Genomic DNA, 14,255 nt, shown 5'->3' with positions numbered 1-14,255 from the left:
ACTGAACGGAATATGACAGATATTGCAAATAGATATAGTGAAAATCCATTATTGTCGCCCAAAGATTTAAAGCCAAGCAATAAGAATATGCTTATTGAATGTTTGCTTAATCCGGGGACATTCGAATTTAATGGAAAAATTGGACTACTAGTTCGTGTTGCCGAAAGAACTGTCAAAAAAGACGGTCTAATATCCGTCCCTTTTTATAACGATTTTGGAAAGGTAGAAATTTTGGATTTTAAGCTGGATGACCCCAAGTTGGATGCTTCAGATGCCAGGGTCATCAATTATGACGGAGTGGATTACCTAACTACCATTTCCCATCTTAGATTACTTTTTAGCGATGATGGAATAACATTCTCAGAGCTGGAGGAATATCCGGCACTGTTCGGTGAAGGGGAATACGAAAGTTATGGTATTGAAGACTGTAGGGTTTCAAAAGTTGATGGGGTCTATTACCTGACATATACCATGGTCAGCCCCAATGGGGTGGGTGTAGGGTTGAGAACTACCAGGGATTGGAAGGATTTTGATAAGAAAGGCATGATATTTAGTCCGCACAATAAGGACTGTACCATTTTTGAAGAAAAAATTAATAATAAGTTCTATGCGCTGCATAGGCCTAGTAGTCCGGAATTGGGCGGTAATTATATTTGGATAGCTGAATCGCCTGATGGTATTCATTGGGGAAATCACAAATGCATTTCCAAAACCAGAACCTCCAAATTTGATAGCAAAAGGCTAGGGGCTGGAGCCTCACCTATTAAAACCAAAGATGGGTGGTTGGCTATCTATCATGGGGCAACGGAAAAAAATAGATATTGTTTGGGGGCTTTGTTGCTGGATTTAAAGGATCCCTCAATTGTAATTGCAAGGTCTGAGGAACCTATAATGGAACCATTGGCCGAGTATGAAAAAACAGGTTTTTTTGGCAATGTAGTTTTTACCAACGGCCATTTGGTGAATGGGGACGAAATAAGTGTTTACTACGGAGCTTCGGATGAACACGTATGCCTGGCAACTCTTTCTATCGAATCAATACTAAAATCACTTAAGAAATAATGGGAGTTGTTGCTAAAATTGGAATAAAGGATTTTTCAAGGAGTGCTAAAATATTGATCCTAACAAATTTGGTCTATGCATTTGTTATGCCTGTTATAGATATTTTTGTGGCATCCTACATCATGAGGAACTCCAATGATCCATCAAAGGTGATGTTGTATCAATTGGCCATATATACGGGTATACCCATTACTTTTTATATTAACGGGTATTTACTTAACCGTGTAAACATTAAAAGATTATTTTCTTTGGGGATGTTGCTAAGCGGGGTATCCATGGTTTTTATGATGTCGCTAAAAGAGATTTCTTATTCAGGATTGGTTTCGGCTGGACTTATAATGGGGATGTCTTTTGGTCTTTATTGGTCCAATAGGGATTATCTAGTACTTGCGACTACATCGGATAGAACTAGAAATTTTTATTATGGACTTGACACGTTCTTTTATACCACCACCGCAGTTTTGGTACCTATTGTTATAGGATGGTATCTAATGACTGGCAATGGTAGTACTAATGAAGGGGTAAATTCAGGATATAAGGTTGTAACGGTTGCTGTCTTTATTTTTACCATTATTGCTTCAATTATTTTTCATTTTGGAACCTACGAAAAGCCGAAGAACGAGAAGTTCCTGTATTTCAAGTTTCATAAACTTTGGAATAAAATGCTCCAAATGGCCTTGTTAAAAGGGTTGGCCCAGGGTTTTATAGTTACGGCCCCAGCCATTTTAATGATGAAATTTTTTGCATCGGAAGGGGCATTGGGCACGGCCCAATCCATAGGAGCAATAATAGCAGCCATTATAATGCTTATTTTAGGGAAATTATCCAAGCCAAAGCACCGCCACATTATTTTTAGTTTTGGTCTAATATGTTTCTTTTTGGCTTCCTTGTTCAATGCCTTATTGTTTAGTTCCATTGGAGTGATCATTTTTATATTTCTACTTTTGATCGCTAGACCTATTTTGGATATAGCCTATTTTCCAATTCAACTTAAAGTTATTGATTTACTTTCCGAACTGGAGAACAGAAACGAATTTGCCTATATACTAAATCATGAATTTGGATTGTACGTGGGCAGGCTTATAGGAGCTGGTACATTCCTAGGTATCGCATTTTTTGGTGATGCCGATATCGCTTTACGATATGCTCTATTAATAATAGGGACATTGCAACTATTGGCCATAGTAATTGCAAAACAATTATTAACGCAACAAAATAAACTAGAAAATGAAAATATTTAATCGTTATATAGTCCTTTTATTAACTTTAACTCTTGGACTTAATTCATGTAAAAATGCAAGTAAAGCCGATCTGTTTGAGGTTCCCAATCCGATAGCCCAGGTTGGTGTTCTAAGGATCGATTCCATGCCTAACCTGCCAAAGCCCTTCAAAATTTTGGATTTTAACAGCTTGGCAAAAGATTATGACAAAAAGGTATACGATGAAAATCAAACAGGGGAATATTGGCCTTTAGTTTGGAAGGATAATTCTAGAAAAAATTTTGACCAAGAAACCTACGGGATTTATACTGCTATGGGCGATGTTAGACAGGGCCAGGAACATTATGACGGTATTTTTCACGAATCGCTTGCAAGTATTGGGTCTGTACTAGGGGCAAGCTTGGTGGGCATTGACAAGACCAACCAAAACGGTGAAAACTATTTAAGGATGTTAAAGAACTACTACAATAGTGAAACCAATTGGAACATAATGATGAACAATACCGGACCCGAAGTGGCTCAGCTTGGTGGTGGCTATGCCAGGGATTGGTGGTATGATGTTTATCCAAATGTTATGTTCTATGCCGTTGCCGATCTTTATCCACAGGCAACTGAATACGATACCATATTAAAGTCAGTGGCAGATAAGTTTTATGAAGCGGACTCCGTACTAAACGGTAACTACGATTATTCCTTTTTTGATTATGCTACCATGCAACCCAATAAGACATGGATATGTACTCAGCAAGATGCGGCGGCGGGTCATGCCTTTGTACTTTATTCAGCTTACCAAAAATTTAATGATCCAAAATATTTGGAGGGGGCCAAATCATCCTTGGAAGCACTTTTAAATCAGAAGGAAAACTATTTCTATGAAATTTTGATGCCTTTTGGGGCTTATGTTGCCGCTAGAATGAATGCGGAGCAAGGGACCAATTATGATTTTTCAGAAGTTTTGGATTGGACCTTTGATGGCAATTCCGCTTGCCGGGAGGGTTGGGGTGTACTTGTGGATAATTGGAATGGATATGACGTTTCCGGGCTAGTGGGCAGTACAACCCATAATGGAGGTTTTGCTTTTTTAATGAATACCTATGACGCTATGTGGCCACTGGTTCCTTTGGTGCGTTATGATCAACGGTACGCCAATACCATCGGTAAATGGATGCTAAATGCCGCAAATGCTTCTAGGTTGTTTTACCCATACGAAATACCGGATGACCATCAAACGATACCTGAAGAGAAAGAACACACTAAAGGCGTAATTGCTTATGAAGGCCTTATAAAAAGTTCGCATTATGAAGAAGAGGGGTTGTATTTGGATATAGCGGCACCAGTAGCTATTGGTGATGGAATGAAATGGAATAAGGACAATCCGAAAGTTTCCCAATTCAGTGTTTACGGTAGTGGTCATGTGGGTGTTGCCGGGGCTATTATTTCCAAAACCAATATTGAAAATATACTTCAATTGGATTTATTGGCTACCGATTTTTATCGTGAAGAAGCATACCCAAGTTATTTATATTACAATCCCAATGCGGAAAGTAAAGAGGTCATCATCTCAATTGGAGACAAAGATTTAAAGATTTACGATGCTGTTGAGCGTAAGTTTATTTCCCAAAAGACGAAATTCGATTTTACTTTTAATATTGAAGGGGAGTCCTCGCGTTTATTGGTTATGATACCGGCATCCGCAAAAGTTAAGGAAAAAGACGGTAAATTATATGCCGATGATATTGTTATAGATTATAAATACGGTTATGAAATAAACTAAGTTCCCCCATTTAATATCTTCCTTGACATAATGTGGAAGCTTTTATAGCTGCCAAGGAGTGTTCCTATATAATTACGGAATGCTCCTTTTGTCTTTTAAGCGGATTTATCCCTGCTTGGGCAGGCCTTTAAGCTGATCAGACTGAAGTCTGGGAAAGCGAAATTACCTGGTAAGGTCCTAGTTTAATGGTGTTAGGGTAGTAATATCAAAAGCTATTCCTAAAATAGAGGTGTCTCCTGTCTTGATTTTTCTAGACCATCTCCCTGTTTAGGATTTCAAAATTTTCTCTGGCGTTATCGGTAGATCATAAATACGTATGGCAGAGGCATTATAGATGGCATTGGCTATTGCCGCAGCCGTTGGCGGAACGGGGACTTCCCCGGCACCTTTGGCGTCTTCGCTTGGACGGTTTATAATGGCCACCTCCACTTCAGGGACTTCAGAAAATTTTAGAATGGGATATTTTATCCAATCTGTACTAGTTATTTCTGTTGTATTGAACGTTACCTCCTCTTTTAGGGTCCAGCTGGCTGCTTGGATCATCCCGCCTTCAATTTGATTGGTGAGTCCATCCATATTGATTACCTCCCCTACGTCTACAGCTGCCCACATTTTAATAAGACCCACATTACCGTTATTTTTATCCACCGTAACCTTGGCCGCAACGGCAATATAGGCGTCCGTATTTTTATACCTCATAAAGGCATACCCAATCCCTTTGCCATCCTCGTTATTTTGTGCGCTGGTAAGGGCTTGCACTTTTTGGATTACTCCTATGGCCCTTTTATCTTCCAAGTGGTTTAGTCGGAATTCCAAGGGGTCTTGGCCCGCCTTTTCGGCCAAAGTGTCCATAAACGATTCTATGGCAAAAATATTGGTAAACGATCCTAGGCTACGCAAAGAGGATGTGCGAAAGGGTCCATCATAGTAGTGTGCATTCACGGTAATATTGGGAATGCCGTAATATGGATCGGCATTTCTATGTCCTCCTCCCAAATACCCTCTCGACTTCATCTGGTATGGGTTTTCCAAATACCTGGCGGCCAATACCGTTCCGGCATCCTTGTTCGGGCGTGTGCTATGGGAGTCGGTCCACACCTCGGTTTTCCACGAGTTTATTTTATTGTTTTTATCCAGACTGGCTTCCAATTCGGTGATCATGGCCGGACCATAGGGATCCCACAAGTGCTCATCATGTCTGGACCATTGTACCCTAACATGGGTGTTGGGTTGTTGCAGGGCCAATAGTGCTGCATCGGCGGCGGCATCATCGGCAGTGCTATGGCCAAAACACCCCGCTCCAGGGACACTCGTAATATGAATTTTATCGGGTTCCATATTCAACATGGTCGCCAGGGCTTCCCTCATGGGATATATTCCTTGACTGTGGGACCAGATATGCAATATTTCACCGTCAAACATCGCTATTCCACAGGCGGGGCCCATAGAGGCGTGTTTAATATAGGGTTTGGTATATGTTGCTTTAAGGGTTTCATTGCCTTCAAATGCTGCTGCCACATCACCTTCGTTTTTCACTGTTTCCGGGCTGGAGGCAATCAATTTAATATGTGCGTAGAGATTTTCAGATTTAGGGAAGGGTATGGGGGCCGTCCATATCGAGTGGTCCTTCAGATATTGTTCTGCCTTTACAGCTTGGTATTCCCTTTCGGTAATTACGCCCACAAAACTTCCTTTTCTTACCGTTTTAATGATTCCTGAAACTTCTGATTTTAAACCGGTGTCATCCAAAGAAATCAGTTGGGAAGTATATCCCGGAGGTCTCACTACTCTGGCATGCACCATACCGGGGAAGCGTAGGTCTTGAATGTAGGTCGACTGCCCCCTTACCATTTCTTCTATATCTGGTCTTGGTATGGCTTTGCCAACATAGCGATGTTCCCTGTTGTCTTTTATGGGAATTGGAAGCATTACTTCTTTTTCTATCTGTTCGCCATCAAGTATCTCGGCAAAAGTCAAGGATTCTTTGTTTTGTTTAGATTTAACTAGGCCGTTGTAAAGCAATAGATTATCAACAGCAGTATTCAGTTTTTTACTCGCCAAGAGCAATAATTCCTGTCTAGCTGTAGCTGCTGCATAGCGAACAGACATGGCACTGTTCTGAATGGAAGCGCTGGCACCGGTATAGCCCTCATTAGGGGTGACACCAGTCTCTGCCAGATGAATTTGTACCTTCTCCAGATCCATATCCAGTTCTTCGGCAGCCACCTGCTGGATAGCAGTGCGGATGCCCTGTCCCAATTCTACTTTTCCAGATAGTACCCTAATAGTGCCATCCTCCAATAATTCCAACCAGGCGTTTACGGTTTTGGCACGGCCCATGCTGCCTGGTAGTTTCCCATCATAATCTAGTCGGGCGGCCATTATGGGGTCTTCCACACCCGAGCAGGCTCCAAACAATGTAAATCCCACGCTGATATAGCCCAAGTCTTTGATAAATTTTCTTCTGGTTGTAAGTGGTATTGCTGTCATGGCAGATTTAAATTATAGGCTTTTGGCTGCGGTCTTAATAGCTCGGATGATCCTAGTATGGGTTCCGCAGCGACAGAGGTTACCCTGCAGTGCAGTTTTGATTTCCATCTCATCTGGGTTTGAGTTGGAATTTAAAAGTCCAACCGCGGTCATCACCATACCATTGAGGCAATAACCGCATTGGGCAGCCTGCTCGTCCACAAAAGCCTGCTGCACGGCATGTAGCTTACCTTTATTGGTAGTAAGTCCTTCCAAGGTGATTATTTCAGCATCCCCAATAGAGGATATTGGAATCATACAGCTGTTGGTGGACTTTCCGTTCACGAGGATTTTGCACGACCCACATTGTGCAAGTCCACAACCAAATTTTGGACCATTAAGTTCCAGATAGTCTCGTAGGACATATAGTAAAGGGGTGTCGGCTTCCGTCTCGACCATTTTTCGGGAACTGTTGACGTTGAGGTGGTAGGTTGGCATGGTAATTTGTTTAGCTTCTAAGATAATGAATTGCTTTTCTAAAACAAATGACCGTGCAATCTAGAAAGTAGGAATTTTTATCGCAGACTTTTTTCTTTGATTTTCTGTTGTTCAAAAGCGGCATCGTATTCTGGATTGCTTTGGCTTGGAACCTTGGCATTGGTTGTGGCACGCCATTCCATTAATTTCTTACGGAGTTCCTGTGTTTTATCCGGATTTTGTTCGGCAACATTATTTTCTTCACTTGGGTCATCTATTAAATGGTAAAGTTCCAACGCGCCGTCTTCAAAATATTCATGCAGTTTCCAATCACCCGAAATAACTACTGAGCCAGGACGGGTACGGAACAATGGGTCGCGACTACCATCCTGTAAACCCTGGTATTCCTGAAGGTAGATAGGAAAATGAAAGAATAGGTCCCTTTCCACTTGGGTTTTGTCCTCAAAAATGGGTTTAAGGTCAATTCCGTCCAGTAGCAGAGCCTTTTTCTCTGGGCTTACAATATTTTGTAGGGTGGGGTAAAAGTCCAGATTACTTACACGGGTGGCAGAGCTGGAATTGGGTTCTATTTTTCCAGGCCATTTTATCAGTAAAGGTACGCGTATTCCTCCTTCATAATAAGAACCTTTTCCTGCACGTAAGGGGTTTTGTTCGGATATGGCCCTGATTCCACCATTGTCCGAGGTAAATATTACCAAAGTATTCTTTTCCAGTCCGTTTGCTTTTAGTGTGGAAAGTAGTTTGCCCACGTTTTCATCCATAGAGGCCACCATAGCGGCATAATCGGCCCTATTTTGTCCATTGGATCCCTTTTTGTCCTTAAATTTTTCAATCAGTTCCTCTTTCCCCATAATTGGGGTATGTACGGTATAGTAGGGGAGGTAGAGAAAAAAGGTGGTGTCCTTGTATTTTTCTACAAAAGAGATGGCCTCTTTGGTAATGCGGTCCGTTAAATACTCCCCATCGGGGCCATTGGTGATATGATCTATTTTATATGGCGAAAAGTAGCCCCCGCTTCCTGGGTTTCCTCTGGCACTTCCGCCAACATTTACATCTATCCCCTGTTCTTTAGGGTCGTTCCCTACGTGCCATTTCCCGAAACTTCCGGTAATATATCCGGCCGACTTTAGCATGTGGGGGAGTGTGTATATGCTGTCATTTAGGTGGTCTGTGTTTTTTATTGGAATAAGTTTTCGTGTCTTTGGATTGCCTCTATCCGAAGGGCTCACAGTATAAACGCCGTGACGCGGAGTATTAAGTCCGGATAGGAGGCAGGCGCGGCTGGGGGCGCAATTTGCAGCTCCTGCGTAAGCATTGTAAAATACCATACCTTCTTTTGCCAAAGCGTCCAAATGGGGTGTTTCATAATACTCACTGCCCATAAACCCTAAATCCTTCCAGCCCAAATCATCTACATTTATTAGAACTATATTGGGAAGAGCCTTGTTTGGCTCGTTCTCTTTGGGGGATTTGCAGGAGTGTATGGAATAGATTATTGCCAAAACGACAATAATGGCGTGATGTATTGAGTGCTTCATATTTAGGAAGGTATTTGGCATATAACTTTATATCCAGTTAAATATAATAAGTCCATAGGTAGTAGCATAATTTTTAATTACTTTGGGGTTAGGTATTCTTGCCCCAATGTAATTGATAATAACACCATGACTAAAAAATTTCTCCATTTAGGATTACTTATATTCCTTATTTCCTGTGCATTTGCATGCAAAAACAAAGGTCAGCTAACTGAGGCCTCCAAAACAGACAGCACTCAGGAAAATGTAGCCAAACCCAATATTATTTACATCTTGGCCGATGACTTGGGTTATGGGGATTTAAGTGCCTATGGACAGCAAAAGTTTACAACACCCAACATAGATAAATTAGCCAGGCAAGGAATGCTTTTTACCGAACATTATTCCGGTAGTACGGTATGTGCTCCGTCTAGATCTGCATTGTTGACTGGTATGCACACAGGACATACCTTTGTACGTGGCAATAAGGAAATACAACCAGAGGGGCAGTATCCCATACCCGATAATACCTACACCTTGGCGGAGGCCATGAAAAAAGCTGGCTATGCCACTGGAGTTTTTGGTAAATGGGGGCTAGGATATCCAGGTTCGGAAGGGGATCCATTGAACCAAGGTTTCGATACTTTTTTTGGATACAATTGCCAACGCTTGGGGCATAATTACTACCCCCGCCACCTATGGGCCAATACGGACTCTTTAGTTCTGGAAGAAAATGCAGGAACAAAGAAAGGGATTTATGCACCACAACTAATACATGAAAAAACGCTCGATTTTATAGAGTTCAATAAGGATAATCCCTTCTTTCTTTATGTAGCATCTATTATACCACATGCAGAGCTTGCAGCTCCAGAGGAAATCATGGAAAAATACAGGGGTAAATTTCCTCCAGAAAAAGCTTATGAAGGGGTGGATGATGGACCGGAATACAGAAATGGTCCTTACGAATCACAGAAAGAAACCCATGCCGCATTTGTGTCTATGATTCATATATTGGACAATCAAGTTGGGGAGATCATGGCCAAATTGGAACAGTTGGGCATTGCCGACAATACCATAGTTATGTTTACCTCGGACAACGGTCCACACACTGAAGGTGGTGCCGATCCTGATTATTTTAATAGCAACGGTCCATTTAAGGGAACCAAACGGGATCTTTATGAAGGAGGAATCCGGGTTCCCCTTATAGTTAAGTGGCCAGGACATGTTAAACCAAATACCAGAACAGATCACGTTTCTGCATTCTGGGACATATTTCCAACATTTGCAGGTATTGCAAATATGGAAGTACCTCCTTCTTTAGATGGTGTTTCCTTTTTGCCTACCCTTTTGGGAGAGGAAAAAGAGCAAAAGGAACACGAATATTTGTATTGGGAGTTTCATGAGAAAGGCGGCAGACAAGCTATTAGAAAAGGCAATTGGAAAGCTGTAAAGTATAATGTTTTTGAATCGACCGAAGATCAGATGGAACTTTATGATCTGGATGCCGATCTGGGAGAAGAGAACAATATTGCCAAGGATTATCCGGAAATAGTAGCCGAAATGAAATTGCTTTTTAAGGAAGCTAGGACACCTTCCGAAGTGTTTACTTTTGATCAAGGTACCTATTTAAGTGTAGAATAAAAAATAGTTAGTAGTTAGATTAGTTTAGTTTTTAAAGGGCCCTATCATTTGCATAGGGTTCTTTTTATTAATTTGTGTTATCCCGATTCATAGATGTATGCCAGCTGGTAAGGATGAAAAGGGGTATTTTTTTCTACTATAAAATCCATAAATAGCAGAGATGAAAAATTGGTTGAATATATATTTCCTTTGTTGCGCCTTTAATTGGGCGGGTGCACAGCAAGACCTGGCTATTGAAGTTTGCATAAATAAGAATATCCATTTCCAGACCATTTACAATTTTGCGGCCTCCGATGCATGGGCCGCACAGTATACGGGTTTATGGCCCCATAAAAAAAAGGAACAAATGGCCGAGTGGTTGTTTAGTAAGGAAAATAATCCGGATGGATCACCAAGAGGAATCGGTTTGTCTGCCTGGCGATTTAATATCGGGGCAGGAAGTACGGCCCAAGCTGAAGAAAGTTGCATAAAGGATCCATGGAGAAGAGCCGAGGGCTTTTTACAGGATGACGGAAGTTACAATTGGCAAAAGCAGGCAGGGCAACAGTGGTTTCTTCAGGCGGCAAAGGAAAGTGGCGTAAATCAATTCATTGCATTTGTCAATAGTCCGCCCATACAAATGACCAGAAACAATAAGGCACATTCCAATGATGGCTTGGCCGCAAATTTATCCCCGGACAATTATGTGGATTATGCCAACTTTCTAGCGAAGGTGCTAAAGCATTTTAAGGACAGTCTTACAGTAGATTTTGATTATATAAGTCCGTTCAATGAACCACAATGGGAATGGAAAGGCGGACAGGAAGGTTCCCCTTGGAACAATAATGAATTGGCCAATGCCACAAGGGTAATCGATTCCGTTTTCGCTCAACAGAAAATAGATTCCAAAATAGAAATTACCGAAGCCGGTCAAATTGACTATTTAACAGGGGATAAAGAAAAGCATCCTAATAGAAGCGATCAGATAGCATCTTTTTTTAGTCCTGAAAGTCCTAATTATGTGGGGGATCTAAAATCCGTAGCACCAAAGATCGCGGCCCATAGTTATTTTACTACCTGGGATATATCGAAGCTTAAAAAGGAAAGGGAACGAATAATCGAAAAATTAGGGGAATACCCTTCCTTGGAATATTGGATGAGCGAATACTGCATTTTGGAGAACAATGAGGAGATTAAGGGAAAAGGCAGGGATCTGGGCATGCCCACGGCGCTATATGTAGCCCGCCTCATCCATGCCGATCTTACTATTGCGAATGCCAGTGCTTGGCACTGGTGGTTGGCTATGAGTCCTTACGACTTTAAGGATGGACTTATTTATGTTGATAAGGAAAGTGAGGATGGGAATTTCTACGGCTCAAAATTGCTATGGGCCTTTGGCAATTACTCTAGATTCATCAGGCCCGGGGCCAAAAGGATCTCGGTTACCTACGATAATTATAGTACAGAGGAAAACCTAAAGGATGGGGTGTTGCTATCCGCCTATAAAAATGCTGATGACAGTATAGTACTGGTTGTAGTTAATCAACAGGTTGCTGCTGTGCATTTAGAATTAAATATAGACATACCATCAAATTCCAAAATCGAGAGTTATGTTACCAGTGAATCTTACAATCTTAGTAAAATGCCAGATGCTCAATTTGGAAAAAGTAAAATACAGGTCTTAGGTAAATCGCTGACCACATTTGTTTTCAATAAAGCAGATTAATGCTAATTTGCCCAAACCATTTTTAATCGGACAAGAAAAATAAACCGCTCATGCTTCATAAAACAGTGACTTCAAAAATTATATTCGCCCTAATGCTCATTGTGGGCATAAATAGGCTAATTGCCCAAAGCAATGTAACAGCGGAAGTTGATAGGGAAAACAAAAAGCCCAATATCATTTTTATCCTTACCGACGATTTGGGTTATGGGGATCTGGGGGTACTTTTTCAGAATATGAAGGCCAAGGAAAAAGGGGCGGCGCATCCACGGGAGTATACGCCCAATCTGGATCAAATGGCAGCTGAAGGCGCCTTGATGTCGCAGCATTATTCCGCCGCCCCGGTATGTGCACCATCCAGGGCCTCGCTGTTATTGGGCCGTAGTCAGGGTCATGCCAATATCAGGGACAATCAGTTTGACAAGGCCTTGGACAATAACCATACCTTGGGGTCGGTATTGCAGACCGCGGGCTATACCACAGCGGCCATAGGCAAATGGGGCTTGCAGGGCAAGGGAGGCAAGGCACCTAACTGGACGGCACACCCCCTTAATAGAGGATTCGACTATTACTTGGGGTATATACGCCATGGTGATGGCCATGAACACTATCCCAAAGAAGGCATTTATAGAGGCAAGAAAGAGGTGTATGAAAATAGGGTTAATATAGCCGATGACCTTGACAAGTGTTACACTACAGACTTATTTACGGCCGCTGCTAAGAAATGGATCGTTGATTTTAAAAAAAGTGAGGATGCCGACAAACCCTTTTTTATGTATCTGGCCTATGATACGCCCCATGCCGTTCTTGAGTTGCCTACCCAGGCCTATCCGGCAGGTGGTGGATTGAATGGCGGACTGCAATGGTTGGGAGAGCCGGGGAAAATGATCAATACCGCTTTGGGAGAAGTGGATTCTTGGATGCATCCAGATTATGCCAATGCCACCTATGACGATGACGGGGATCCCGCAACAGCACAATTGGCCTGGCCAGAGGTGTATAAGCGTTATGCTACGGACACTAGGCGGATAGATGATGCAGTGGGCGATATACTGCAACTGCTCAAGGATTTAAAAATTGATGAAAATACCATGGTGGTATTTACCTCGGACAATGGCCCGTCCAAGGAATCCTATTTGGCCAATGAACCTATAGATCCCACATTTTTTAAGAGTTATGGGCCTTTCGATGGAATAAAGCGCGATTGTTTGGAGGGGGGAGTACGAATGCCAACATTGGCATTATGGCCAGGGAATATCCCGGCAGGTAACCATATTGAAACTCCTAGTATTTCCTATGATTGGATGCCCACTTTTGCGCAAATGGCTGGACTTCCTGCACCTGCTATTTCGGATGGGGTATCCTTATTACCTTCCTTACTAGGAAAAGGAACACAGCCCGAGAGCAATATTTATATAGAGTACTTTCAGCCGGGAAAGACACCGGACTATGCAGATTTTATACCGGAACATCAAGGACGTGCACGTAATCAAATGCAGATGGTACGCATTGAAAATTATGTTGGACTGCGTTACGACATCAAATCGCATAACGATCCTTTTGAAATTTATGATGTTTTAAAGGACCCACAGCAGACCCAAAATTTGGCCAAGGATCCTAAACTTGCTAGTTTGCAGCAAAAGATGAAGGACAAGGTCCTAGGGTCCCGAATTCCAAATAGTACTGCTTTAAGACCATATGATGATGTTCCAGTTCCTTCTATACCAGAAGGGGAAATGAAAAGCGGCATTCAGTGGAAGGCCTTTAAGGGCGATTTTCCTTGGGTACCTGAAGTGGCCACGCTATACCAGTTTGAAACAGGTAAGGTAGATCAGCTAAACGGTGTGATAAATGTCGGTAATGGCTCCGGGGCCATGTTCTTTGAGGGGTATATCCGAGTCCCTTCGGACGGTGATTATACCTTTTACATGTCGGCAAATTCGGCGGCATTTCTTAGGATCCACGATGCAGCAGTAGTTGATGCCGATTATGAATATTTTCAAAACTCGCCCAAAAGCGGAAGCATTAAACTAAAAGCCGGACTTCATCCTTATAGGATTTACTACAAGAGCCCTAGGAAGGGAAAATCATCCCTGAAATTGGAATGGAGCGGTCCAAGCCTGGAACGGGAAACTATTCCGGCCAATGCATTTTTTAAACCTAAAAATTAACCTAAGAGTAGTGCACAGATACTACTTGCCCGCCTATTTGAGTGATGGAAACAATTACTAATAAATTAGTTGGGAAGGGTTGGTCTTAATGGCGGCAGGAAAAATTAAAATTCCCATGCCCTTAGCCTTAGGATGATTGTGGCAAGTAAACCAATGACTTAAAAATAGGCTATTAAAAAGTGTTGTTTTTTTGGCTGGGACAAT

Annotated in this window: 9 protein-coding genes; 6 read left to right on the top strand and 3 right to left on the bottom strand. The window is 42.0% G+C overall.

Annotated features, from left to right (window positions below):
- Positions 1 to 12: 12 nt before the first annotated feature.
- The 3 genes from U735_RS0119225 to U735_RS0119215 are packed head-to-tail and all read left to right on the top strand — an operon-like array spanning position 13 to position 4,056.
- Positions 13 to 1,062, top strand: a complete 1,050-nt coding sequence (locus U735_RS0119225) for a glycoside hydrolase family 130 protein (RefSeq protein WP_031445366.1) — start codon at positions 13 to 15, stop codon at positions 1,060 to 1,062.
- Positions 1,062 to 2,303 carry an MFS transporter gene (locus tag U735_RS0119220; protein ID WP_051892253.1) on the top strand — a complete coding sequence of 414 codons (1,242 nt, stop codon included), beginning with the start codon at positions 1,062 to 1,064 and terminating at the stop codon, positions 2,301 to 2,303. Before U735_RS0119225 ends, U735_RS0119220 begins: the two co-directional genes overlap by 1 nt.
- Positions 2,290 to 4,056 carry a hypothetical protein gene (locus U735_RS0119215; protein ID WP_031445364.1) on the top strand — a complete coding sequence of 589 codons (1,767 nt, stop codon included), beginning with the start codon at positions 2,290 to 2,292 and terminating at the stop codon, positions 4,054 to 4,056. Before U735_RS0119220 ends, U735_RS0119215 begins: the two co-directional genes overlap by 14 nt.
- Positions 4,057 to 4,323: 267 nt before the next feature.
- On the opposite strand, the gene U735_RS0119210 is transcribed toward U735_RS0119215, so the two are convergent.
- The 3 genes from U735_RS0119210 to U735_RS0119200 all read right to left on the bottom strand — a co-directional run bounded on the left by U735_RS0119210 (position 4,324) and on the right by U735_RS0119200 (position 8,561).
- Positions 4,324 to 6,546, bottom strand: a complete 2,223-nt coding sequence (locus U735_RS0119210; RefSeq protein WP_031445363.1) for a xanthine dehydrogenase family protein molybdopterin-binding subunit — start codon at positions 6,544 to 6,546, stop codon at positions 4,324 to 4,326.
- A gap of 12 nt (positions 6,547 to 6,558) precedes the next feature.
- Entirely contained in the window at positions 6,559 to 7,023 is a 465-nt protein-coding gene (locus U735_RS0119205) for a (2Fe-2S)-binding protein (RefSeq protein WP_031445362.1), read from the bottom strand.
- A 77-nt stretch (positions 7,024 to 7,100) separates the two neighbouring features.
- On the bottom strand, positions 7,101 to 8,561 hold the full coding sequence (locus U735_RS0119200; protein WP_031445361.1) for a sulfatase: 1,461 nt from the start codon (positions 8,559 to 8,561) through the stop codon (positions 7,101 to 7,103).
- A gap of 126 nt (positions 8,562 to 8,687) precedes the next feature.
- Here U735_RS0119200 and U735_RS0119195 point away from each other — a divergent pair, with 126 nt between their 5' ends.
- The 3 genes from U735_RS0119195 to U735_RS0119185 all read left to right on the top strand — a co-directional run bounded on the left by U735_RS0119195 (position 8,688) and on the right by U735_RS0119185 (position 14,051).
- Positions 8,688 to 10,178, top strand: a complete 1,491-nt coding sequence (locus tag U735_RS0119195) for an arylsulfatase (RefSeq protein ID WP_034248612.1) — start codon at positions 8,688 to 8,690, stop codon at positions 10,176 to 10,178.
- A gap of 160 nt (positions 10,179 to 10,338) precedes the next feature.
- Entirely contained in the window at positions 10,339 to 11,883 is a 1,545-nt protein-coding gene (locus tag U735_RS0119190; protein WP_034248609.1) for a glycoside hydrolase, read from the top strand.
- Between the two features lie 50 nt (positions 11,884 to 11,933).
- Entirely contained in the window at positions 11,934 to 14,051 is a 2,118-nt protein-coding gene (locus tag U735_RS0119185; protein WP_031445358.1) for a sulfatase-like hydrolase/transferase, read from the top strand.
- The last annotated feature ends 204 nt before the right edge of the window (positions 14,052 to 14,255 follow it).

The organism is Arenibacter algicola (genome assembly GCF_000733925.1).
GTDB classification, from domain to species: domain Bacteria; phylum Bacteroidota; class Bacteroidia; order Flavobacteriales; family Flavobacteriaceae; genus Arenibacter; species Arenibacter algicola.
The sequence above is the reverse complement of the archived record's forward strand: the minus strand, read 5'-3'. Positions and strand labels throughout refer to the sequence as shown.